Below are 24,352 nucleotides of genomic sequence, written 5' to 3'. Positions count from 1 at the left end.
AAAATGCAAACTTTTATTCTTTCTTATCCGACAGGCCGTAGAGAAACAGCCCGCCGACAGCAAGCATTCCGCCAAAGATCTGGTTCATGGACAGCGTATCGCCCCAGATCAGGCAGCCGTAAACAATGCCGATGATAGGTTCCAGCAGCGCCACATTCCCGGCAAAGGTGGCTTTCACATACCGCAGCGCCCAGTTGATCACAGACTGGGGTATGCAGACGGCAAGGATGGCTGCACCCAGCATCCAGGCGTATTCATAAATGGCAAAGGGCTGCCCGTCAGCATAGGCGGTAAATGAATGCCCTTGGATCATTGCCGCCGTCAAAGCGAAAAAGAAGCTTCCGCTATAAACAATGCACAGTTTTATCGGAACCTCCACATGGGCAAAGTGTTTCATGGATGTCATATAGATGGCCGCGCAGACTGCACATAGAAGAGCGAACAGATTTCCTTTCAGAGAATTGGCGCCGCCGGCCTTATCCAGAAATACGATGGTACATCCGACCAAGGTCACCCCAATTGAAAGGACAACCCAGGGATTGAGCCGTTCCCGTAAAAAAACAGCAGAAAAGCAGACTACAAAAATGGCATTGCTGCTATTGAGGATCAACACACTGGAAAGAGCCGTTTCCTTGAGGGCAACAAAATAGGCAAAGGCTCCCAGGGAAAAAACAAAGCCGGTCGCAAACAGACAAATGGCAGTTTTGGGAGATAAGGGGGCTGCCTGTTCTTTTCTCTGACACCTGCTCAGCATTGCAGCCGCAAGAAAGACCAGAGCGCAAACAAGAAACCGGCAGCTGACAAAAACCATCGCCGGAACCGTGGACAGCTTAAAAAATATAGAATTGGAAGCAGTCAAAAAAACGACTGCGATAATTCCCGCTTTTGAACGGAACTGATTTTCATCCTTCTTTTTCAATAATGATCCGCCTCACATTTTTTCTTATTTCACTGACTTCCATCTTGCATTTGAGATAGTGGATATAATCTTGGACCTGATCCAAATAAAGATACCATTCTGATTCCAGGATGGCCAGTTCTTCATCGCGTCCCTGTTCTTTGAGCCATTCTTCTGCTTTAAGCCGCTGCTGGTGATTTTGGAAGCACCGTTCGATAATCACGACTTTTCCGGACGGCTTGCATAGCTGCATCATGTTTTTCAACGCCGCTTCCTGCCCGTTCTTATCGATGTGGTGAAGGGTGAAGGTTGAAATCACCAGATCAAACTGACCCAAAGCCTCCTGATTGAGCCTGGTTATATCCGACAGGCAAAAGACAGCCCAGGGAACTTTTTCCCGCGCTGCCATAAGCATGTTCAGGCTGCTGTCCAGCGCCGTCACCTGATAGCGGGTCCCCATGGTCTCCCACAAATTGCAGGTACCGCAGCCCACATCCAAAATCCGCTTTGCCCCGCCTTCCTGCTCGATCAACGTTCTGGCATTTTGGATGCCCGCCAGATATTGGTCATCTTCTTTTAAAAACCGTTCCACATAATTGATGGCCATCTGGTCAAAATCCCATTGTCTGACCATTTCTTCATAAGCGTTTTCCTTCTCTTCCGGGGCTGCCGCCTGGTAGATGATTTTTGTAATATCCTCCAGGTCCTCACGGTTGATAACTTCGTTTACCGTGTTCGCAAGCCTGTTCTTCGCTTCCTCCAGCTCCTTGATTTTGTTTTCAATGGCCTTGATTTGGATGTAAAACGTATTTATGTAGTCTTCTTCCGTCTTATTATGCTGGAAAATGCGCTTGATATCTTTGATGGAAAACCCCAGCTTGCGCAGCCGAACGATCAGTTCGATCTGAAACAGGTCTTCGATGGAATAGTCCCGATATGCGTTTTCCTTTCGCTTAGGCGCAATCAGCCCCTGGTCCTCATACACACGCAGCATCTTTTGCGTCACATGCAGCTGGTCGCACACTTTCCTGGTATTCATAGCGTTTTCCTTTCAATTCTTAATCATACCTGCTGATTTGTGATCTGCCTCAGGTCCTCATAATATATCTAACATTAAACTCTGCCTTTAGGGCATTGTCAATGGTTTTGCAGAAGATGTATTTTTTTATTGGCGTGGCGATGGGGCTGGAGCCGCTCACGAATCTGAACGTCCAGGGATTGCACTAATTTTAATTTCGGTCAAAACACTCCGTTTTCACTACAGTAAACCAAAAAGCACAGGCTATTGGGTTGACCCTGCCCAAAGGGCCAAGTTTATGATAATTATAACCTATATAATTGAGGAGGGATAAAATGACCACCATTAAAAACAGTCCAAAAAAATACCACGATTCCACAACGTCCGCTTTGAGAAGCGCCATCGAGCATCGGGCCGCCTGGATGTATCTTTTACTTAATGAAGCAAGGAAAAACGGCCTCTCCTGGGATGATTTCGCACGCAAAGGAATTTTCCAATGCGGGCATTATCATGGAACATCCAAGATCAAGGAGAATTGTCCGGATTACGAAGATCTGCGGGAATTCTTCAAGCCTTTTCTTCCTGAAGAAACGCAGAAAGTCCTTGAGGCTGAAGTGCTGAAAATGGAAAAAGATGAAATTTCCATGGATTTTCACTATTGTCCGCTGGTAGCCGCATGGCAAAAGCTGGGCTGCAGCCAGGAGGATATCGAACATCTTTGCGATATTGCCATGGACGGAGATCGGGGGATCGCAGAGGAATGCGGCTTTGATTTTACCATTCACAGCAAAATCGCAGAGGGCGCCGACACATGCCGAATTACCTTCCGTGCCAAACGGTAGTTCAGAGGACAAGAGAAGGGCGGCCAGGCGGACCTGGCCGCCTGCCTATAGAGATCGATACGCGAGGCAATAAAGCATTGATTTTAACCCTGGTATCACTCGCTATCATAGGTGTCATTTGCTTGCGGATGGCAGGCCTTTCTCCCTTTGGCCGCAATACTCACATCCTCTATGGTTTCCTTTGCATGTTTTGCACGGCTGCCCCAAAGGCTCATACTCATCTGTCACTGAAAAATAAAGTCCGGCGCTGGATTTGGGCGGAAGGATGGCGCCGCTGCTTTCAATCCTGGCGTCGATACAATCAAAGCGGACGATTTCGTCAATCGCCCTCATCTCCCCCATCTCCATGCCAAAAAATCCCGGCCCGAAACATTCGCTGAGCAAGGAATGCTGCTCCAGCTCTTTCTGCAGCAGGATTCTGGCCGCATCTACATAGGCTGACCCCCATAGGTCCGCATAGACTCTTTGCGTCATCGTTTCACCGGACAGGTCGATGTTTGCAATGGAAAGGACAAAGATGTATGCCCCTTTGATCGTCTGCGGCTCCATCTGGGAAAAGGCTTTGCAGCTGATCCCCGTTCCGCCCAGCCTGGCGCAGCATCTGGTCAAAGTCACTTGACTTTGGTCAAAAAACACATAGGCAGCCTTGGGGCTCACCTGCTCATCCAAAAAAGCCGCCGCCTGCAGGGCGCGCTGCCGCTTTCTTTCCGCACCAGCGCCTTTTCCGGCAGGGCCCATCCGCTGTTCAAAGATCTGCCTAGCCAGCAGGCAGCAGTCGCCTTTATCCATATGAAGAATTTTTCTAATCATGCCAGCCCTCCTGCTCTTGCTTTGGATGAGAAATTCATTGAAGCCAGATAGAGCTTCTGAAACGCTTTTTTCCCTGCCAGGTCGATTTGCCGGATGCGGGAAGGCATGCGTTCTGCTTTTTCCATTTCTTCCGCCGACAGCAGCGCCATGGCAGTTCCTGCCCCCGCAGCATTGCCCATGAAAACAATTTCATCTTCCGATGCCTCAGGCAGAATACCGGTAATGAGGGCATTCTTCATATCAATATGGCTGCCAAAAGCACCGGCAACCAAAATTTTATGGATATCCTGGCAGCCTTTCCCCATTTGTGAAAGAAGCATGCGGCTTCCGGCCTGGATCGCCGCCTTTGCCAGCTGAAACTGCCGGATATCTTTCTGGGTAATGGTAATGGGCGCTCCTTGTTCTCTGAAACAAAGAACAAAGCTGCGGCTTTTCCCCTGCTCTTCTATTCTGCTTCGAAAATCCGGGAGCGCATCCTCCCTGGAAACAATTCTTCCCCTTGCAGTGAGCAGGCCGTTGCTGAGCATTTGCGCCACCGCATCGATGACGCCTGAACCGCAGATACCCGTCGGCTGCCCGCCGCCAATGGTTTGCACCTTCACCGTTCCGCTCTCTATTCTCACCCGCTCAATGGCTCCTGGTCCCGCCTTCATTCCCCATTTTATGCCGGCTCCTTCAAGAGCCGGCCCAGCCGAAGTGGAACAAACGCAGACCGTGCTGCCGTCGGTCAGCGCCAGCTCACCGTTGGTTCCAATGTCGATATACAAGGTGAGCTGCTTCTGCTCCATAAAACGGACAGCCAGAAGGCCGGCGGTAATATCGCCGCCCACGTGACCTCCAAGGTTGGGCAAAATGTTCACCATCGCATTTTCATGGACCGCCAGCCCCGACTTTCGGCCGTGCATGGTGAGCGTACCGTCATATTGGGGCGTAAAAGGCGCTTTAGCCAGCGGCACCGGCGAAAACCCGGCAAAGATATGAGACATGGTCGTGTTGCCGCATACAGCAGCGCTGATGATTTCTTCGCTGCCGCGTCCGGCCTTGGCGCACAGCTCCCGGAGTTTGTCGTTGATCCCTTCCAATATCCGCTGGCGCAGCAGCCGGGCGCCGCCATCCTGCTCGCTGCAAAAGGTGATTCTGGAAATCACATCAGCCCCATATTCAATCTGCGGATTTGCGCAGGATCCGCCGGCCAGCAGCGAAGCCCCGCCCAAATCCCATAAAGTCACCGCAATGGTCGTGGTCCCCATGTCAATCGCCGCGCCCAGGCCCCTTTGCCTCAAATCCGGCGCCAGATCAGGAGGGAAAATCATCATCGCCGCCTTGCGATCGTCATTCCCCCGCCCGAGACATTTACCGCAGGTCCGGCACATTCCAGTACACCCATTCATCTCCTTAGTTCCCTTCATAATAATCTTTTACCGTCTGGAAAAAGGCGTCGATATTTTCCCATTTGGCAGCCGGCGGTATATCGCAGCCCGATGAAGGAATGAAATTGGGGTACTTTGAGCAGCCTTCCATCAGCGCGAGAACGGCCTCTCTCATCGATTCCGGCGTTCCATTGGTAAACTGGCCGGCCGGATCGATATTGCCCATAACGAGGGTATCCTCAGGAAACAATTCCAGCATGGACGCCATATCGATGGCATTGCCAAAATGATAAGCATCGCAGCCAATACGCATAATGGAGCTGGCCATTTTCAAAGCAGCGTTTCCACAGTTATGATAGATCACTAGGAAATCATCGTCCTTCACCGCCCCTGCGATCTCCTTCACATAGGGCTCGGAAAAACCCTGGGCCAGTTTGGGAGAAAGCATTCCGGCCAGCGGTTCCGCCATCACGATGCCGTCGGCGCCCGCAGCTTTGTAGGCATTGGCATAGCCAATGAGAAAATCCGTTGCCTTCCTGAGCACCGTATGGAGCAGCTGTGGCTGTTTTTTGCAATAGAGAAACGCTCGGTTGACATCCACCAGGCGGCCGGTCAGGGAGAAGGGCCCGATGATGCCCGCAAAAACAGGCCGGTCTTGGATCAGAGCCTTGGCCCTGCTCACCCCTTCCAGGCAAAGGCCGATCCTGCCGGCCTCCAGAGATGGGACTTCCAGTTTTTCTGCCGCCTCCATATCTTTGATCAGCGTTCCAATGACAGTGGGCACCTCCATGTCCGAAGTCTTTATATCTGCTCCAAAGGCCTCCGCTTCCAGAGAAAGATCCATAAAACTGACCGCCGCCAGGGAATCGGTCCGCTGGGCCACCTCTTTCATTCCCTGGGCCTGTAACGTTCCGTCCGCGATGAGCTGCTTTACTGTGATGCCCATGAGTTGCACACATGGAAAGGCGAGAATCGGCAGTGGTTTCTTTACTTTTTCAGCCTGGATCTGTTCCATCCATTTCTTCATATTCATAAGTTTTTCCTCTCCTTCCAATCTATCACAGCTTTGCCCCGGCTTCTTCCATGATTTCCCGCACAACGTTTTCCGTATTTTGATCCACCGGCGAGATGGGATCCGCATCTAAAATCTGACGGACCTGTTGATGGGCCTTGTCAAAGATGGATTTACTGCCGCCGCTCAGCCAAGTATCGTATGTATCGCTGATGATCAGCCTGGAGTTATAAAACTCATCGGACCGAAACGCTCTGCGAGTGGTTTTCTGCTTCAAATAGTGGCCGCCCTGAGCCACGGCCGCGATATCCTCAAAGTAATTTTTTTCATCGCAAACCTGGATGCCCGCCCCCATACGCCGGCACTGATTGAAGATTTCTTCATCAATCAGCATTTGTTCCAGGGAAAGGGTCATGCTGCTCTCCAAAAGACCGATCCCCTGGATCACGTCGGCCTGAGCAAGGATCAGCGGCAGGGTGGTCAGCGTTTTTTCCATAGCCGATTGTATGCCCGGCTCATTGGCATCCGAAAGACAGCCGGCTGCGATTGTCGGAAGTCCATAATGCTTCCCCATCTGCACCATGGCCGCCATCATCAGCTCCGTTTCCGCCGCCCCTTCCAAAAAGGTGCCGGTCCTGATATTGATCCTTCCCAGGGCTGATCCATAAATCAGCGGCGTGCCCGGCGCGGCGAGCTGGAAAATAACCAGGGAACTCAGACTCTCCGCATTAGCTAAAGCCACATTGGAATAAAGGCTGGCAGGTCCCGTACTGCCGCAGGCCGGCATCGGATACAAGAGCACCGGCGCTTTGTATTTGGTCAGAGCTGCAGTTCCTTCCAGCATCTCGCCGTCATGGCAGAGGGGCGCCACCGTACAATAGGTAGCGGAATAAATTTTTCTGCGGATGACATCTTCTTCGCTCCCCAGAAAAGCCTTACATAATTGGATGATATAAGGAAGTTCCCGAATACTTTGAATTTCATCCTGTAAATGCTTGCCGCTATTCAGCATGGATACGGCGCTGCTGATAACGCCGGCTCCTCCTGACGGCGCATCGGACGGCATGACGCAGGACCAGAGCACCGACGCCGATGGAATCGCGTCAAAAACTTTTGCCGCATCCTCCAAATCTCTCAGCAAGGCAAGCCGCCGCTTTCCAGTTTGAAAATCAATGGTGTTTGATCCGCAGCCATCCATATTCAGCGTGGTATCCGCAGAAGGCAGCTCAAGATCAAACTTAGGGTTCCGCGCCCCCAAAGTAAATTGGGCAGGCGCTGACTTAAGCGCCTCTTCGACCATTTGACCGCTGATCCGGGCAATCTGCCCATCCCAGTCCACCTGGGCGCCGCCCGCCTCCAGCAGGGTCAGAATCTGCTCGCTGGGCACCTTGACGCCCACTTCTTCTAAAATACGAATACTGTCATCGTGAATCCGTTCTATTTCTCTCCCGTTCAATACGGAGCCTCGCATTTCCATGACTATCTCCTTTCATTCAATAATCGTTCCGCCAATTTCACTGCGGCCACGGCATTATCCGAATAGCCGTCGGCACCAATCTGATCCGCCCAATCCTGGCTTACAGGGGCGCCGCCGATAATGACTTTCACGTCCCCGCGCAGTCCCCTTTCTTCCAGCAGGCGAATAATCGCGCCCTGTTCCTCCATGGTGGATGTCAGCAGCGCCGACAGCCCTAAAATATCAGGCTTGATTTCCTCTACCTGTTCAATGACCTTTTGGTTTTCAATGTCCGTACCCAGATCATATACCTCAAAGCCCGATGCGGTCATCATCGCTCCCACGATCGTCTTTCCAATATCATGGACATCTCCCTGTACCGTTGCCAGCGCCACCTTGGCCGGTTTGACAGCCGTATGCCCCGTGCCGCTTTTAAGCGCTTCATCCAAAAGGTCCAGCGCCGTTTTCATGGCATCTGCAGAGCAGACCAGATCGGGCAAAAAATATTCTTCGTCTTCATAGAGCTGGCCGGCTTCCTGGATACCTGCCAAAAATCCCAGATCCATCACCTTTTGCAGATCCAGCCCTTCTGCCAAAGCCTGCCGGGCCAGCCTTGCCGCTTCCTCCTCGTCTCCGTCCAAAACAGCTTCTTTCATTTGTTCATAAACATCCATCTTTGCCACCCTCTCTTATCCTTCCTTCATTCTTCAGTGCCTTTATTATAGCGGGCCCTTACTGCTGATTGGGGTCATATTTTATTGACATAAGGGTATGATTATGATATTTTGTGGGTAAGAAATTGATTTGGCAAGAATGGTCAGGTAAAGATATGGAATATATAGAAAAAATCGGCTATCGGACGCCGGCCCGCATAAAAGCAAAGCTGGAGAGCATCGCCTACTATCCGTTCCACATTCATAACGACGATGTGGAAATCATCTGCGTTTTAAACGGTACGGTCAAAATCTGCGACTCAGCGGCAACCTATGCGCTTTCCTACGGGGACGTCCATATTTTTAATAAAAAAGATCCCCATAAGATCACTTCTGATGATCCCAGCAGTATGATCCTCACGGTCCAAATGGATTGCAGCCATTACAAACACTTTTTCGATCATCTAAATGAAGCCTATTTTATATGTGATACTTCCTCGGCCGGCGATCCATATCCCCTGGACATCAAGTACCTGCGCTTTCAGCTGGCCCGCCTTTATCGTCTCTATGCGTCTAAAAAGACCCGGGATCTTGCGCTGGAAGCCTGTGGAAAGGAACTTCTGGAGCTCCTTTTGTCCCACTTCCAGCAATACGTCTATCAGGAGGCCAAAGGAAAAACCGCCAATATCGTCCGCCTGCAAAACGTGGATCACCTTTATAAAAACTACGCCCGCATGTACCGGGTCGTAGACTATGTGTATGATCATTTCCATGAAAAGCTTTCACTGAGGCAAGTGGCTCAGCGGGAATATCTGAGCCCCGCCCATCTGTCCCGGTATATGAAGGAAACGCTGGGGCTGACCTTCTCCCAGCTGGTTTCCCTGGCCCGCTGTGAAGAGGCATCCCTCCTTTTGTCAGCAACCCGCAAAACAGTCGATCAAATCGCAGAAGAAGTCGGTTTTGCGAACCGCAAACATTTAGCCGTTCAGTTTAAAAAATGGTATGAAAAGACCCCCTCCCAATACCGGAACGCCATTTTAAAAGACCTGAATTCAACCGCCCAGGTCAAACTCAGGTCTTTCGATTATGCCTTCTCTCAGATCATCCTCGATATGTATCTGGATGAATATTAAAGGGATTCAAAGTGAAACGCGTCCGATGATTCTCAGGAAGCCTAATCATTCATCGGGTCCACCTTCTTGCCGATGAACACCAGAATAATACCGATCACCAGCATGATGACGCCGGACCAGCGTGCGATACTAATCATCCCCCAGAAATTGCTCATAATACCCGAACCGTATGTGGCCAGATAATATTCCGGTCCCCAGGAGCCTTCATACCAGACCAGGAAGAAGGAACCCAGGAAGGCCACTACTCCGAAGAGCAGCAGGAAATATCCGAATCTCCCCAAATCACCCTTTGCCAGTTTGGTCTTCGGGTTGAGGGGATAGGCCTGTGCATCTCTTTTATAAAATCCTCCATAAATCCATTTGAAGATGATATAGAAGATAATGGCCGATACAATGGCGATGAAGCCCAACAGGAAATATTCGGTTCCGTTTACCAAAAATCCGATGATTCCCAAGATCAACGGTCCGCCACAAATATAGATTTCCGCCAGCTTGCCGCCTTTTACATAGTACAGATCGCCTCTCTTTTCCACCGGATATTTTCTTCTCAGCTTGACGAACGCAAACCCCAGTCCTACATAGAGGACAAAGAGCAGGGGCGACAAAATGGTAACCAGAATTTCAAAATTCAGGTTAACAAGGATCAAGTTGAGGCACCCCAGGATCACGATCGGCCACAGAGGCACTTTGCTGTTCTTGGTCAATTTGGACAAGAACTTGGGACAAAGATTATCCTCTGCCAGCACCATAAAGGATCTGGACGCCGCAGCGATAGCAGCATTGAAGATGGCGCACTGAGCAATAATGGCAATCGCCATGAACGCCAGGCCCGCCGCTTTACCAATGTTGAGCGTCAGCACCGACGCATAATCGATGGTCTGCCCGCTGATATCCGAACCCCAGGACTCCCACTGTCCGACCGAGGCCACGCCTGCCATGGTCGGCAGCACATAGCTCAAGGTAATGATGACGATGGCCAGTTTCATGCCTTTGGGCAGAATCTGCGGATTTTCAATTTCACCGCCTAAGAACGAAATGGCGATGTACCCGCAGTACATCCAGATGCCGATGGCGATTCCGGTACCCCAGCTGGATGCTACGCCTTCACCCGGCGGCATGAACGGGTCTACCGGACTATAATTCCAATTAGCAAAGCCAACAAAGGTGACGGCCGCAAACGCAAGCAGGATCAGGATACAGAAAATATTGCTGACCACGCTTACCTCTCTCAGCCCTTTCAGGTTGATCGCTGTAAAAATAATAATGATAGCTGCTTTCAGGATAAAGGCAACCGTTGGCGTCAGGGCAAAAAACTTGCCGAAATAGCCCACTGCCAATACAACATAGGATGCTCCCGTCAAATAATTGGCCAGAATCAACCACCAACCCATGGAAAAACCCCAGAACTCGCCAAAAGCCATTTTCATCCAAACGTAGGGACCAGATTCCACCGGCGCCAGGTTGGATAGTTCGGATGAATAAAGGCCAATGGGCATGCCCCACAGAATTGGAATCAGGATCAGCAGCAGCAGAGTCAGTCCGGGACCTGCGGCAGGAATCATCGATTCAATGCCGAAAGCACCGCCCGCGCAGGCGCAGTAGATAAAGAAGGTCATTCCGATGAGCGTGAATTTTCTCTTTTTCAGCCCTTCAATACCATCGGTCAGGACCTGTCCTCCCGTATACGTTGGTTGTGACATGATTCATCTCCTCCTTTCTAAAAATAATTTATCAGGCAAAAAATGCCTTATTTGTTTTAGTATAAAGGATTTTCTCAGGTCGAGTCAATAAAAAATATCTAACTAATCAAAATTAATTGAATTTTCTAACTTATTTTCATCCTACAAACCGCTTGTATAAAGACTGGTTTACCTCCAGCTCTTTTTCATCGTCCAAAGGCTGCAGCCGTCCCTGGCCGTATTTACGCTCCAAAGCATTGGAAATCAGATAATCGCAGATATGGGGATTGTTGGGCAGCAGCGGCCCGTGAAGGTGGGTTCCGACCAAGTTTTTATAAATCACCCCCTCCGTCTTGTCCTCCCCATTATTTCCCTTTCCATAGAGCACCTTTCCCAAAGGTCGGTTATCTCCGATATAGGTCCGTCCTCTATGATTTTCAAACCCCACGATTGGCAGCTGAAATCTGGAATTTTCAAGAACAATATTACCGATAGCCCTCTGCTTATTTTCTTTTGTATATAAATCGAGTAAAGAAAGGCCTGCAGTTCTGCCTCCCTCCGTATCATAGTAGTGTCCCAGCATTTGATATCCTCCGCAAAGTGCAATTACGACTCCATAATCTTCAATATACGCTTGAAATTCATTACGGAAGTCGCGCAGGCGGCTGCATGCCTGGTACTGCTGCTGATCGGGACCTCCTCCTAAAAGCACCAAATCCAGGTCTGCAAAATCCAGTTTATCCGTTAAAGAGCATTCCTTTATTTCTGCCTTGACACCTCTCCACAAGCAGCGTTTCATAAGGCACTGAATGTTGCCCCTGCCGCCGCAGAGATTTAAAAGATCAGGATACAGATGTCCGATTGTAAGATTCATCGCTCTTTCCCTCCATTCTCCGCAAGATTTTATGGGCTGCATATAGCCCCGTATAATTGACAAGTAGATATAGATTCCCAGCCCCGTCTTTCAGTTTTGAGCGGATGGCCGTTTCCAGGTCTGGTTCGATTTCGGAAGCCATTTCCGCATATTTCAGCCGCAGGCACATGTCCAGACAGCGGATGCCGCTGACTGTAACTGAAGCTGGGTTGGCTGCGCCCAATCTGCCGAAATCAACGTCCCAAATCCAGGAAACATCCGTCCCGTCCTGGCTATTATCATTGATCACAATGATCAAATCCTTGGGCAGAGGGTCGGTTAGCAGCGCGCGGATATTCTGGTCAAATCCTACCTGGTTTTTGGCCAGTTTGAGCATGACATTCGTACCTCCAATCTCAAACCGCTCATTACGGCCCAAGGGCGGCTTGTAGTGTTCCAGTACCTGATTGAAATTTTTCAGAGGCGCGCCGGCAAGATAGGCTGCGCTGTAGACCGCCAGCAGATTATAGACGCTGTAGAAATCTTCCCAGTCAGTCTCTACCCGATAATCGCGGATGGAAAAGGACATGCCCTCGGAAAAGCGGACTTGCGCTGCGTCGAAATCGAGAGCCGGCCTCCGAAAGTCGCATTTTGGACAATAATAATCGCCCAACTGACTGTAGTGGTAAAAACGATATTGCAGTTTTTCTCCGCAGCACTTGCAGAACTGGCCGGCGCGGATCTCCTTTGTGTCCTGGCATTCCCATACCTTTGCTCCAATCCCATAGGCAAACACCGGATTTTGGTTTTTACGGGCCAGGTAAGCGGACACAGGTTCGTCGCCATTGATTAAAAGCTTCATCTTTGGAGCCAGCTCAATTGCCCGGGAGAGCAGTTCCATAGCAGCGTCCATATCTCCGTAACGGTCCAGCTGATCTGGAAAAAGATTGGTCAGGATCATGCAGTCTGGTTTGAAATGGGGAATTACCTTGACGGCAGACGCTTCGTCAATTTCAATGCAGGCATAATCCGCGTCCAAATGGCCGCCGGCTCCAGCACCCAGGACAAAGGCAGATGCCACCCCACTGAGCATATTGGAACCAGTCCGGTTGCAGATGACCTTACCCCCTTCTGCTTCCAGCACCGAAGCCAGCAGGGTATTGGTCGTTGATTTTCCGTTGGTGCCGCAGACCACGATGATACTATTTCGAACCTCTTTTGCCAATGCGGTTAAAATGCCCGGATCGATGAACAGGGCCGCTTTGCCTGCGAGGGTTTCTCCTTGTTTTCCGATTATGCGGCACGCCCATTTAATCAAGTGCGCGCTCCATACGGCGATGAATCTTCTTATGTGCATGATCAAATCTCCTTTTCTGGTGGGTTCTTTGCTATAGTGTTAATACACTTGTATTCATTTTATTGTCCTATTTCTGCAAATATTCTTCTAAACATACGCCCTGTTCATAAATTGCTTTGGCGGCCTTCTTTCCCACATAGCGATAATGCCAGGGTTCATAGCCGATGCCGGTAATGCTGCTTTTGTCCGACGGATAGCGGAGGATAAAACCGTATTTCCAGGAGTTTTTCATCAACCATTTCTGCAGGGCCGTATTTTCCTGGCTGTGATTCAAATTCTGATTGCTCAAGGAAACCAGGTCCACCGCAAGACCCAGCTGATGTTCACTGGTCCCGGGCACCGCAACCCACACTGCAGCTTCTTTTTCAGCTTCTTTTTTCGAAAGTCCCCGATTTTGGTATGCGGTTACCTGTTCATGAAACAATTGTTTTTGGAAGGCATTGGTTCGATAAGAGGAACAGATTAGAGGGTCCAGTCCTTGGTCTCTGGCATCATTGATCATTTTTTGCAAATTAGGATATGCCCGTCGGTCGATGGATTGTCCATGATCAAGCTGCACCAAATCCACTTTCCAGTCCTCAGGAATCGGTCTCTCAAAATTGACCAATGTGAGCAGCGGATCGCTCTTATCAGGTCCTTCTTGCTGCGCCTGCCTTTCAATCGTTTCTCCCTTGACGACTGATATGGAATCGGCCGCCTTCTCCTGCTGCTGGGCCTGAAGGAACAGGATGGCCATCATCAGCAGCGCGGCAGCGCCGATCAAAATTACTGCTTGTATTTGTTTTCCCATGTTTTGCTCTCCTCAATCTTTCTTCGTGGAAATACCGCCCCTGTCGAAAGGCGATATTTCCGCAGCAATTAAAAATCCCCTTTGCAACAGCTTACAAAGGGGATGCGTAAAAATCCGAGCAGACTTGTATCATACATGCATCATTTTATGAAGATTATCTTAATGCCAGCGTAATTCGATCATCTGTGGAAAAGGAATACAGGGTTTTAAACTGCTCCCTGCTGATGGACAGGTAATCAGAAAAAACTGCAGAAACGGTTTTTTTATCCATGGGCATCTGCGCAGCCTTCTCCAGCCCAACCTCATACTGATATATGGTGTAGGTGTCTGCGTCCGCCAGGATATCATAAACAGCATCCGAAACAAAAACGGTCAATATAAAGATGGACACCTCCCAGCCTTCATATGAGATAAAGGTAACCTTACTCATATTGCTGTTCTTTTGAAAGCCTTTGCGCAGATCGAAAACCGGAAATCCTCCCCGTTCCTGCAGCTTTTCCGCCTCCTGTAAAATCTGGTTTACAGGCTCATCTTTTAAAGACAAATTATTGGGATCTTTGTCAGTGCGATAGGTGCTGACTCTGGAGACATTGCCGCCCCGCACCAGATCAAGCCGCTCTGAAATGGAGATACCGGTTTTCTTGCGGTTATTTTGCGTATCCTGGGAGATGGCTTCTGTCTTTACCCCGCTGAGCAGGGCCTCATCCTGCACATTGGAAAGAACAATGGGAATGGCGATGGACATGGACAGCAGCAATCCGGCAATGAGACACGGCAAAACAGTTCTAAACCGATTCATCATCATCACCACCTTTCAGACGAATGGTCACCTTTGTTCCATGGTTCTGGCTGCTGGACAGCTCCAGCTCGCCCTGGTGGGCCTGGACAATCTGACGGCAGATCGCCAGCCCCAGGCCGGCTCCTCCGCCTGCTCTGGATCTGGCTTTGTCCACCATGTAAAAGGCTTCCGTAACCTTTGCCAGCTCATCCGGAGGGATGCCGCACCCATTGTCGGAGACAATGATTTCGTAGGAGTCTTCCCTGCCCATACCCGCAAGCCGGATCTTTCCGCCATGTTCCACGGCCTTATAGGCATTGTCCAACAAATTGATGCAGACCGTTTTCATCAGATCGGGAGCCAGAAAGAGAGTCGCCTCCTGGACAGAGAGCTGAAAATCGATCGCTTTCTTTTCCATAATGGGAATGACTGTATTGCGCACAGAATTGAAAAAGAGCCGGGCGGACACCGGCCCGCGCTGGATCTGCTGCTTTTTTAAAACCATCAGATCCATCAGCATGGTGGATAGCTTCTCCAGCCGCCTTCCCTCCTGAACGATCTGATTGGCACAGAGAATGGCCTGTTCTTCGGACAGCTTTCTCGATCGCAGCAAATCCCCATAGCCGATCATGGAGGTCAATGGGGTCTTTAGTTCGTGGTTAAAGCTGCTGATAAACAGCTCCTGCCTCTGAGCCGCATCCTTTAATTCCTCCACGTTTTCCGCCAGCTTGCCGGCCATACGGTTAAACTCCTGGGTCAGCCGGCCGATTTCGTCTTTGCTGTACACCGGCACCGGCGGTATGGGCCGGCCGCCGGACAGCTGCATGGCCGCTTTTGACAGTTTTTTTATGGGCCGCATCAGCCACGCGCTGACAGCCAGGGTGATGACGGCGCTGATGACAAACAGCAGCAGCAGCAGGGAAATATAGCTCCGATACTGGGCCTGCCGGTTGCTGAACAAAGGGGTAATCTCCCGATAGCTTTCAATATAAAAAGGCAGGTCCAGCATTTCCAGCGGACTTGCGCACAAAATATAGTAAACGCCATCATTTTCCGTAATTTTATAGCCTCTTTTTGTCCGGTCCAGGCTCTGTACCAGTGTATTGGAAGAATCCAGCAAGTCCCGGCCGGCATAGACGCTGCCTTTTGCATCTTTGATGGAATAGGGAATTACTTTCCCCGAACTCTCCACAATCGTAGCATCGGTGATCCGTTCGATCAGCTTGTAACTTTCGTCCTTGGTCTGCTCTCTTCGATAGATGGAATTAGGCTTTCCATCCAGACTCTGCTGCAGCGCATCGGAGAGGATTCCGTTTTCATGGTAAGCCATGGAAACCTCCCGATCCAGCGATGCGCGGAAACTCGATTGAATCATCCAATAGCCGCCGATACTAAAAAAGGTCATGGAAACGATCATCAAACTGAAAAACAATTTCCAAAAGAACTTCACTCATCCACCTCCAGCCGGTAACCGACTTTGTAAACAGGTACCAATTTATCTTCCAGCCCCAGCTTCTTGCGCATTCGCTGAATATGAAGGTCCACTGTGCGGCTGTCGCCAATGAGGGTATCGCCCCAGACCGCCTCATAAATGCGGTCCCGAAACAGGGCAATGTTTTTATTCTGCAGAAACAGCAGCAGCAAATCATACTCCTTTACTGTAAGCTTTACCGCCGCGCCGTCTTTTTTCACAATGCGCGAGCGGGTATCAACCGTAATATCATATATGGACAGCGTCTGCTGGGCTTTGTTGTAACGGCGGAGTACGGTTTCCACTCTCGCCAGAAGCTCCATGATCTCAAAGGGTTTGGTAATGTAGTCTTCCGCGCCCATTCGCAATCCCCTGACCTTATCGTCCACCGCACCTTTGGCCGTGAGAAAAATCACTGGCATTTCCAGCGGTTTGATATAGGCGAGTAATTCGTATCCATCGACCTTCGGCAGCATGATATCCAGGAGGATCAGGTCAAAAGCCCCTTTTTCCAAAAGATCTGCGGCAGCCTCCCCATCACCGGCGCAGGCGCAGTGGTACCCGGCGTTGGTCAGGCTCATGCGGATCAAATCGGAGATCGGTTTTTCATCTTCTACAATCAGTATTCGGTTCAAATCGTCCGCCTCCTTTCAACTATCAGATTACATCAATCTTGCATCATAGTTGTATCATCCTTCAAGATTGAAAGCTTTGTTTTAAAGGTGATGGCTCTTGTGGTGTCCATCTCGTCAAACTGGATCATGTATGCTTTTTTATCCAGGTCCGTTTCGACGATCGTCCCCTTGCCAAAGAAGCGGTGCTGTACCCGCTGGCCTGCCGAAAAGGCCGCGCATGTTTCTGCCTCATCCAGCTGCTGGTCAGACGACTGAATATAATCCCGGGCCGCTTTTATCAGTTCTTCTTTCCTGGGCGCGGTGTATTCCAGCAAATCCTGATCAATATTAAGAACAAATCTGGATGGGTAGCGGGGCGAACCGTCCAGGTTGCGGCCGTCTGCTCCTGTGAGATATAGCTTTTTTTCAGCCCGGGTCATGGCAACAAAGGCGAGACGGCGCTCCTCTTCCATGGCCGGCTGGGTTCTCACTCTGCGGGAAGGGAAAATCCCTTCGTTCATGCCGCATAAAAAAACGTAAGGAAACTCCAGGCCTTTGGCTGCATGGACGGTCATCAGTTTGACCTTATCCTGCTGCCGGTCCGCCGTATCGCTGTTGGAAAACAAGGCCGCATGTGCCAGATAATGCTCCAGCATGCTTTCTTCGCCGCAGTTGATTTCATACTCATGAAGGGACTGCTTGAGCTCCGCCAGGTTATCCAGCCGCTCCTGACTGCCCTCTGTGCGCAGCATTTTTTCATACCCGCTGTCATTGAGCAGAGATGATAACAGCTCGGAAATCCGCATCCGGCTGTAATCGGCCGAATACTTCTCCACAAGGGCGATGAATTGCTTCGCTTCCGTCCCTTTATAAATGGGATCGTCGATGGTGTCTTTCAATGCCTGATAGAGCGACCGCCCTGTGTTCTTTACATGGTCTTTGATGAATTTCATGCGCCGCTCTCCCAGCTGTCTTTTGGGTACATTGGCAATCCGCAGAAATGACAGGTCATCCTGGTAAGCAATCATCCGCAGATAGGACAAGGCGTCTTTGATCTCTGCCCGGCCGAAGAAGGGAACGCCGCTGTATATGGTATAAGGGATCTCCGCCTTGAGCATGGCCTCTTCAATGGCCCTGGTAACATAGTGGGCCCGGTACAAAACCGTGATTTCCCTGTAGGCAGCGCCCCTATTCTTCAGGGCTTCAATCTGTCCGGCGATCCAGCCGGCCTCTTCATCCCCATCCGCTCCATAATGGCAGCAGACTTTTTCGCCTCCGCCAAGGGTTGGTATCAAATCTTTTTTAATACGGTTTTTATTTTTATCGATCAGCGAATTAGCCGCCGACAGAATCTGCGGCGTGGAGCGATAGTTTTCCATCATCATGATCGTCTTCACATTGGAAAACTTTTTGTCAAAGTCCAGCAGGTATCTCACATCGGCACCCCGCCAGGTGTAGATGGTCTGATCGGGATCACCGACAATGAACAAGTTTTTGTGATGGCCGCACAGAACTTCCATCAGCTGATACTGGGGCGGATCAATATCCTGAAACTCATCGATCATGATGTATTCCAGGCGTTTTTGCCATTTCAGCCGGATCGCTTCATGCTGCTCAAAGATATAGAGGCAGAATTTGATCAGATCGTTGTAATCCAGCCCAAAGCACTTCTTTTCCTGATAAAGATAGCCATAAAAGATCATGTCCTTGGGCGAAAGGGCCTCCTCGTACTTTTGACGCAAAACGTCCAGGGACATGGTGATCATATCCAGGTAATAGTCCGGGCGCTCCTTCAGCTTTATGATCTCGATCAGATCGCGGGCCTTGGAAAAGGTCATGTCCCGCAAGGTGAGCCCTTTTTCTTCATAGATGATTTTGAGCATGGCGTCAATATCGGAATTATCCAGCACCAGAAAGCTCTTGGGATACTGGACCGCGTGGCTGTCCTCCTGGAGGATGGAAACGCAGAACCCGTGAAAGGTATTGATATAGCCGGTGTCCTTATCTCCCGTCAGATTATGTATCCGCTGCCGCATTTCGTTGGCCGATTTATTGGTAAAGGTAACGCATAAAATATTCCCCGGCAGAATGCCGATCTCGTTAACCAGGAACGCAAAGCGTCTGGATAAGGCCCTCGTTTTTCCCGAACCCGCGCCGGCAACGACGCGGATCATGCCTTCGGTACTTGTAACCGCCTCATATTGGGCATTATTTAATCCTTCCAACAGGTCTTCCACTCATAACTCCTTTCCACTCTCCGCACAAACATATGTACTTTATTATAGCACATACGTTTGCTTTATTCCCCCTCTTCCCGCAATCTTTCCAAAATACTCTCTTTTTCCGACACTCGGTAGATCCATGGAGGAACGATCATGCAGATCAACAGGATCACAAGGAACAACCCGGCATTTGCCAGTATGGGCATGGAAAAGCTCATGTTGTAAAGGTTCATGCTTTGGAATACCATGTAGCTGACAGGAACGCCCAGAATCAATGCCCCGATGATGGAAATCACCCCATACCCCAATCCCTCCGCCGACAGGGTCTTTTTAATTTGTTTTGAAGTCATTCCGATGCTTTCCAAAGCAGCCAGCTCTTGTCTGCGGTTTTGTACGCCGGCCGCCATCATGTTCACAAAGTTCAAAACCGCAAGCAGGGCTAAAATCAAGCCGATGCCTGTTCCAAGGACCTTGATCTGCTTTTCCGTATCCAGCATTTGGTCATATCGATCCAATTTTGATTCATAGGAAAGGGAGTCGCTGTTTTGAAAAATTTCTTTAATGCTCCGCTCCGTGGTTTTGTCATAGGACTGGCTGTAATCCACATCGATCAGCTCCACAATGGGTTTTTTAGAAATGGTTTTCAGGAACTTCTCGCTGACGATCAGTTCTGGTGTGTAGCCGCCTGCAAAATAGGCCGGGTTCTCGCCGACCCCTGCGATCTGAATGGTATGCGCCTCTTTTCCATTTTCCAAGGAAAAGGTCATCTTCTTTCCCACGGCGTCCTTTGGATTTATGCCGATAAACGGACACAGCACCCCAATCTTTCCTGCTTCAAACTGTTCACGATCCAATGTGTTTTTGGTACTTTTATTTAATGCATCAAAACCAGCTTCATCTATGGCGACAATGCGGGTTTTGAACAAGTTCATCTGCAAGGCTTGGCCCTGCTTATACCCAGAGATATCCTCCTTATAATTGCCCGGGGAATATCTGGACTGATACAAGTCCTTATAAAACTCACCCAACACCTCTTCTTGATATGGGATCGATATCGTATCCGAATAGACCTTGCGAACCTGGCTGACCCCCTCTACCCCGCTTACTTCATCGATCTTATCCTGGGTCAGAATGGGCTGCCGTTCTTCCAGGGCGGCTTCATTTAAAATCTTCAGATCAAAGGACATAATCTCGTCTAAGATTCTTTTTGCGTTATTTTCCTGTATGACCACAAGAATGGTCAGGAAGATCACCAAAGAAATCACAAAGGAAGCGAGAATAATCACGGCCTGCTTTTTATCCCGGAACATATTTCTCCATGCCATCACCCGTAATCCATTGACGCTTTTGCGAGCCTTTCCCTTTGCAGGCATGCCTACATAACGGGCTGCCTCGATGGGCGAACAATCCCCTGCGATCAAAGCCGGTTTTCTGCATCCGGCAAAGACGGTAAACAGAGAAAAGAGAGCCGCCAGGACAAAGAGCAGAGGCTGCACTTCAAATTCCGCGATGGAGGACAGTTCGGGGCTTACCATGGCAAGCACGGCGGGAATGACTTTTACCGATGTGAGCAGTCCGGCCAGCAAGCCGATGGGGATTCCAAAGCCGGAATTCCAGACGGCCTGCAGATAAATGATTTTTTTCAGCTGAACCGACGTCATGCCCACGGTTTTCAGCTGGCCGTAATAGCGGATGTCTTTGGCTACACAGATATACAACGTATTATAAATAAACAGATAACCGCTTGCAAAGATCATCAGCAGAAGCAGCAGAAGAACTGCCATTGTCTTGATAAAGTCAGTCAGCATCCGATCATCGGCGATCAGCATCTGTTTGTTTTCCAGCTCCAGCGCTTCCTGCATGTTTAGAATTGTCTTTTGGCTGTACAGAGAGTTGTTCAAGGTGATTTTCAACGATCCTTGTGTGAAATCCGTCTGTTTGGCGCCGGTATCTTGATAAAACTCCTGAGAAACGAATCCTCTGGCCCGTCCTGTGTAATCTTTAAAAAATCCGCACAGCCGGAATTCATAGGAAAGGGGATCAATCAAATTTTTTCTTTCATTTAATGGATAGTAAGTGACCGGAATTTTCATCCCCGGCTGGGGATCGGTTATGCCCATATCCTTCAGGGCTGACTCAGAAAGAAGGAGGTCCCGTTTCTTTTGGGGATAGGCCCCTTCAATCGATGCGAAGGCCGGCAGGCATTGGTCCCTCCAGCAGGTTTGGTCTGCCCAGAACAGTTGTGTTTTCGCCACCTTTTTTTCATAAGCGCTTTCAATAATCGCGCATTTCACATTGACTCCCGCATATTTGACCTGTTCCATATTGCCAGCGGCCTCCACCTGTTTTTCTGTGGGCTCTGTCAATTCAATGTCATAATCCATCCCTTCCATTTTCACAGAACGGTCTGACAGCATATTCCAGTATCCGATGCCGATGCCCAATATGGATATAATCAGGAATGTGGTCAAGACAATGGCGATTATGGTGAGTATATTTCTTTTTTTGTTGGCCTTATAGGTTGTTTTTGCAATTTGGAAAATGACCTTCTGATTATCTACCTTTACCATGAGGACTCACCTCCGACGATTCGGCCGTCCTCAATGCGGATGATCCTTCCCGCCATTTGCGCGATTTCCGGGTCATGGGTAATCATGATCACCGTCTGATGGTATTTTTCGCTGGTCACTTTAATCAGACCTAAAACATCCAGACTGGTCCTGCTGTCCAGATTTCCGGTCGGTTCATCTGCCAGAATGATTGCCGGTTTGGCCGCCAGAGCTCTGGCCAGCGCTACCCGCTGCTGCTGCCCTCCCGATAATTGGCCGGGCATGGCATATTTCTTTTCTGACAGCCCCAGCAGATTGATGATACTTTCCACGTACTGTTTATCGGGCGCCAGTCCATCCAGCTGGATGGGCAGCACAATGTTTTCGTAGACATTCATCAGGGGCAGCAGATTATAGTTCTGAAAGACAAAGCCGATTTTCCTGCGCCGGAAAATGGTCCGTTCATCCTTCCCCATTTTTTCCAAATGCTTGCCGTCTACTGTGACGGTCCCGCCGGTGGGGTCATCCAGGCCTCCCAGCATATGGAGCAGCGTGGATTTGCCGCTGCCGGAGCTGCCGACTACAGCTACAAATTCACCCTTGGAGACAGTGAGAGAAACTCCGTCCAGGGCTTTGACCGTAGCTTCTCCAAGGGAATAGTATTTCTTCAGGTCTATTGTTTTTAATATTTCCATTCCAAATCTTCCTTTCGTCTTTTGGCCTTACTTTACCAAAAGATTCTGTCTCAAATCTGTCCCAAATCTGACAGCTTTGACAGATTTAGAAATTGGGAGGACTGCATCTATGTTTTGTGATAAGGAAGAAAGATGTAAAAGGTAGTCCCTTCCCCGAGAGCCGACTGGACCTTCATGTAGCCGTTCTGTTTTTCCACGATTTCCCGCGCAAGATAAAGGCCGATTCCCAGTCCCTGTTCTTTTGCCACCCGGGGCGAACGATAAAAGCGTTGAAAGATGGCTCCCTGTTCCTTTTCTTCGATGCCGATCCCCTGATCGGCCACCTTGATGCAAAAAAAGCTGTCATAAAACTCTGTCGCTACTTTTATGACAGACCCTTCCGGCGAGTATTTCACACCGTTATCCAGCACATTGACCAGCGCCTCTCTGGTCCATTTCAAATCAAACCAGCCATACTTCCCACATTCTTCGATTTCCAAAACAATATGCTTTTTTAAAGCTGATAGTTCAATGGATTGGCATGCCTGTCCAATCAGCTGGTCGATGGAGTTTCTTTCCACTTCCGCTGAAATCATCTCCGTCTCAAGATAGGATGAACGTACCAGCTCTTTCATGAAAAAATTCAGCTTTTCAGATTGCTGCTGAATCTGTTCGGCCATCTTTTTGTTGTCATCGGTATGGCAGTTTTCTTTCAGGATCCCCGCATAAAGCATGATGTTGGTAAGGGGCGTCCTCACTTGATGGGAAATATCCGATAGCAGCCCTTTCACCAGGTTTTTGTCCCGCTGGGCATCTTCACAGTTCATTTTTGTGATCACGATCAGTTGATTGAGTTTCTCTGTGATCGCCGAGTCCAGCGATTCATCATAGGCAGTCTCCTGCTCTGTGCCTGAAATGGCCAGATCCAATCTCCGAAGAATTTGATGCAGCGCTTTTTTCCATTGGTTCCGATCCCTCCATAGGAAAAGCACAAGGATAACCAGAATCCCAATCGCCAATAGTAAGACAGCCGGCAGGGCGCTCATGACGGATTCTCCCATAGGTACCCTTTTCCATAGATGGTTTTGATGTGGATTGGTTTTGAGGATTGTTCCTCCAGCTTGTCCCGCAGCCTGCCGATCCCTACGGACAATGCGTTGTCTTCCACATATTCCGTTCCTTCCGGCCATACCCATTCCAGCAGCCGTTCTCTCGTAATAATATGTCCTTCGTTAAAAACCAGCAAATACAAAATCCGCTGCTCCGTTCTGCTCAGCTCCACTCGCGCTCCGTCTTTATAAAAATCCATGGTTGAAAAGATAAAGCGGAAGGCTCCCTTCCGATATTCGCTTTCCTGCTCATCGACGGTCCGCCGCAGCAGCGCCCGGATCCTGGCTCTTAAAATCATGGTGCTGAACGGCTTTGTGATGTAGTCGTCGGCGCCGGACTCCAGTCCTCTGACAATATCCAGCTCCATGTCCCTTGCTGTCAGCAGAAGAATGGGCACTTTGCTGGTTCTCCGAATTTCCTGGCACAATTGAAAACCGCTCCCGTCGGGCAGGTTCACGTCCAGGATCAGCAAATCGAAGGCGCGTTCTTTTAAATTTTCTTTCGCTTCCTCCACACTCTTGCAGCAAGTAAATTTCAGGTCATCGCCCTTCAGCGATATTTGAATTCCCGCCGCCAAATCCGTATCGTCTTCTAAGATCATGATATGCTTCATCATCGTCTCCTATTTTTTGTCGATCCTATAATTTTCTAGTTCAATTATAGCGGAGTTTTTTTAGAAAGACAACGCGCCAATGGAAACCGGCCTGGCGAGCCTTGGACCGCCCTCCTTGCGACAGCTCCAAATTTAAAAAACGCGTGCATGACGGAATCAAAGATTCCTATGCACACATGTCGCTGACAAGCAGCGACGCTTCGCAAGGTACGTTCTTTGATATTTCCTGCATAATAAAAAAAGCAACCAGCTTCGGCGGCTTTGCCTTACTGCTTGCTTAAAAGTGGGTACTTTTAAACTTTGTATTCTTCTTTCTCATCGAAGAAGCTTAATCTGCCTGAATGATGCCGGTCCCACCCGGCGGCAGATTTGGTCAGCCTTTTAACCAGGCTTCGACCGTTTCCAGAGATAGCTTTGCCATCCTGGCAATTTGCTGTCTTTCCATGCCGC

21 protein-coding genes are annotated in these 24,352 nt (G+C 49.5%); 2 read left to right on the top strand and 19 right to left on the bottom strand.

All coding sequences use genetic code 11. From position 1 onward, the window contains the following. Positions 1-13 precede the first annotated feature (13 nt). A complete protein-coding gene (locus LG211_RS19435; RefSeq protein WP_148397271.1) occupies positions 14-919 on the bottom strand; it encodes a DMT family transporter in 906 nt (301 codons plus the stop codon). Continuing rightward, positions 903-1,937 (bottom strand): MerR family transcriptional regulator, encoded by a 1,035-nt coding sequence (locus LG211_RS19430; protein ID WP_148397270.1) that lies wholly within the window; start codon positions 1,935-1,937, stop codon positions 903-905. Before LG211_RS19430 ends, LG211_RS19435 begins: the two co-directional genes overlap by 17 nt. Positions 1,938-2,251: 314 nt before the next feature. Between LG211_RS19430 and LG211_RS19425 the strand changes: the two genes are divergently transcribed. Continuing rightward, the gene (locus LG211_RS19425) at positions 2,252-2,758 is read left to right on the top strand and encodes an L-2-amino-thiazoline-4-carboxylic acid hydrolase (protein ID WP_148397269.1); all 507 of its coding nucleotides are present in this window, start codon (positions 2,252-2,254) and stop codon (positions 2,756-2,758) included. A 114-nt stretch (positions 2,759-2,872) separates the two neighbouring features. On the opposite strand, the gene LG211_RS19420 is transcribed toward LG211_RS19425, so the two are convergent. Genes LG211_RS19420 through LG211_RS19400 form a run of 5 tightly spaced genes read right to left on the bottom strand, consistent with a single transcriptional unit; the run spans position 2,873 to position 8,080 of the window. Continuing rightward, entirely contained in the window at positions 2,873-3,568 is a 696-nt protein-coding gene (locus LG211_RS19420; RefSeq protein ID WP_269478261.1) for a hypothetical protein, read from the bottom strand. After that, the gene (locus LG211_RS19415) at positions 3,565-4,977 is read right to left on the bottom strand and encodes an ASKHA domain-containing protein (RefSeq protein WP_269478260.1); all 1,413 of its coding nucleotides are present in this window, start codon (positions 4,975-4,977) and stop codon (positions 3,565-3,567) included. Before LG211_RS19415 ends, LG211_RS19420 begins: the two co-directional genes overlap by 4 nt. Then, the gene (locus LG211_RS19410) at positions 4,964-5,971 is read right to left on the bottom strand and encodes a uroporphyrinogen decarboxylase family protein (RefSeq protein ID WP_269478259.1); all 1,008 of its coding nucleotides are present in this window, start codon (positions 5,969-5,971) and stop codon (positions 4,964-4,966) included. The genes LG211_RS19415 and LG211_RS19410 overlap by 14 nt, the downstream gene beginning before the upstream one ends. A 25-nt stretch (positions 5,972-5,996) precedes the next feature. Further along, positions 5,997-7,427 carry a trimethylamine methyltransferase family protein gene (locus LG211_RS19405; protein WP_269478258.1) on the bottom strand — a complete coding sequence of 477 codons (1,431 nt, stop codon included), beginning with the start codon at positions 7,425-7,427 and terminating at the stop codon, positions 5,997-5,999. Between the two features lie 2 nt (positions 7,428-7,429). Next, the gene (locus tag LG211_RS19400) at positions 7,430-8,080 is read right to left on the bottom strand and encodes a corrinoid protein (protein WP_269478257.1); all 651 of its coding nucleotides are present in this window, start codon (positions 8,078-8,080) and stop codon (positions 7,430-7,432) included. A gap of 155 nt (positions 8,081-8,235) precedes the next feature. Here LG211_RS19400 and LG211_RS19395 point away from each other — a divergent pair, with 155 nt between their 5' ends. Further along, the gene (locus tag LG211_RS19395) at positions 8,236-9,192 is read left to right on the top strand and encodes a helix-turn-helix domain-containing protein (protein ID WP_148397263.1); all 957 of its coding nucleotides are present in this window, start codon (positions 8,236-8,238) and stop codon (positions 9,190-9,192) included. Positions 9,193-9,233: 41 nt separating this feature from the next. Here the strand turns inward: LG211_RS19395 and LG211_RS19390 are convergent, their stop codons facing one another. From LG211_RS19390 to LG211_RS19335, 12 genes are all read right to left on the bottom strand, one after another. Beyond that, a complete protein-coding gene (locus LG211_RS19390) occupies positions 9,234-10,892 on the bottom strand; it encodes an APC family permease (RefSeq protein ID WP_148397262.1) in 1,659 nt (552 codons plus the stop codon). 136 nt (positions 10,893-11,028) lie between these two features. Further along, positions 11,029-11,745, bottom strand: coding sequence for a type 1 glutamine amidotransferase (locus tag LG211_RS19385; RefSeq protein ID WP_148397261.1), 717 nt, complete (start codon positions 11,743-11,745; stop codon positions 11,029-11,031). Continuing rightward, a complete protein-coding gene (locus LG211_RS19380) occupies positions 11,714-13,081 on the bottom strand; it encodes a MurT ligase domain-containing protein (protein WP_269478256.1) in 1,368 nt (455 codons plus the stop codon). The genes LG211_RS19385 and LG211_RS19380 overlap by 32 nt, the downstream gene beginning before the upstream one ends. 67 nt (positions 13,082-13,148) lie before the next feature. Then, the gene (locus LG211_RS19375; RefSeq protein WP_253020092.1) at positions 13,149-13,871 is read right to left on the bottom strand and encodes a M15 family metallopeptidase; all 723 of its coding nucleotides are present in this window, start codon (positions 13,869-13,871) and stop codon (positions 13,149-13,151) included. A gap of 154 nt (positions 13,872-14,025) precedes the next feature. Beyond that, a complete protein-coding gene (locus tag LG211_RS19370; RefSeq protein WP_148397259.1) occupies positions 14,026-14,670 on the bottom strand; it encodes a hypothetical protein in 645 nt (214 codons plus the stop codon). Next, complete coding sequence (locus LG211_RS19365; protein WP_148397258.1) at positions 14,657-16,099, bottom strand: sensor histidine kinase; 1,443 nt, start codon at positions 16,097-16,099, stop codon at positions 14,657-14,659. The genes LG211_RS19370 and LG211_RS19365 overlap by 14 nt, the downstream gene beginning before the upstream one ends. Further along, the gene (locus LG211_RS19360; protein WP_269478255.1) at positions 16,096-16,755 is read right to left on the bottom strand and encodes a response regulator transcription factor; all 660 of its coding nucleotides are present in this window, start codon (positions 16,753-16,755) and stop codon (positions 16,096-16,098) included. Before LG211_RS19360 ends, LG211_RS19365 begins: the two co-directional genes overlap by 4 nt. Before the next feature lie 32 nt (positions 16,756-16,787). Further along, positions 16,788-18,971, bottom strand: coding sequence for an ATP-dependent helicase (locus LG211_RS19355; RefSeq protein WP_269478254.1), 2,184 nt, complete (start codon positions 18,969-18,971; stop codon positions 16,788-16,790). A gap of 62 nt (positions 18,972-19,033) precedes the next feature. Then, complete coding sequence (locus LG211_RS19350) at positions 19,034-21,526, bottom strand: ABC transporter permease (protein WP_269478253.1); 2,493 nt, start codon at positions 21,524-21,526, stop codon at positions 19,034-19,036. Beyond that, positions 21,520-22,200 carry an ABC transporter ATP-binding protein gene (locus tag LG211_RS19345; protein WP_148397254.1) on the bottom strand — a complete coding sequence of 227 codons (681 nt, stop codon included), beginning with the start codon at positions 22,198-22,200 and terminating at the stop codon, positions 21,520-21,522. Before LG211_RS19345 ends, LG211_RS19350 begins: the two co-directional genes overlap by 7 nt. A gap of 107 nt (positions 22,201-22,307) precedes the next feature. Next, positions 22,308-23,225, bottom strand: coding sequence for a sensor histidine kinase (locus tag LG211_RS19340; RefSeq protein ID WP_269478252.1), 918 nt, complete (start codon positions 23,223-23,225; stop codon positions 22,308-22,310). Continuing rightward, on the bottom strand, positions 23,222-23,905 hold the full coding sequence (locus tag LG211_RS19335; RefSeq protein WP_336246094.1) for a response regulator transcription factor: 684 nt from the start codon (positions 23,903-23,905) through the stop codon (positions 23,222-23,224). The genes LG211_RS19340 and LG211_RS19335 overlap by 4 nt, the downstream gene beginning before the upstream one ends. Positions 23,906-24,352 lie beyond the last annotated feature (447 nt).

The sequence above is a fragment of the Hominibacterium faecale genome, from assembly GCF_020734085.1.
Lineage (GTDB): Bacteria > Bacillota > Clostridia > Peptostreptococcales > Anaerovoracaceae > Hominibacterium > Hominibacterium faecale.
This window is presented reverse-complemented; position numbering and strand designations above follow the sequence as displayed.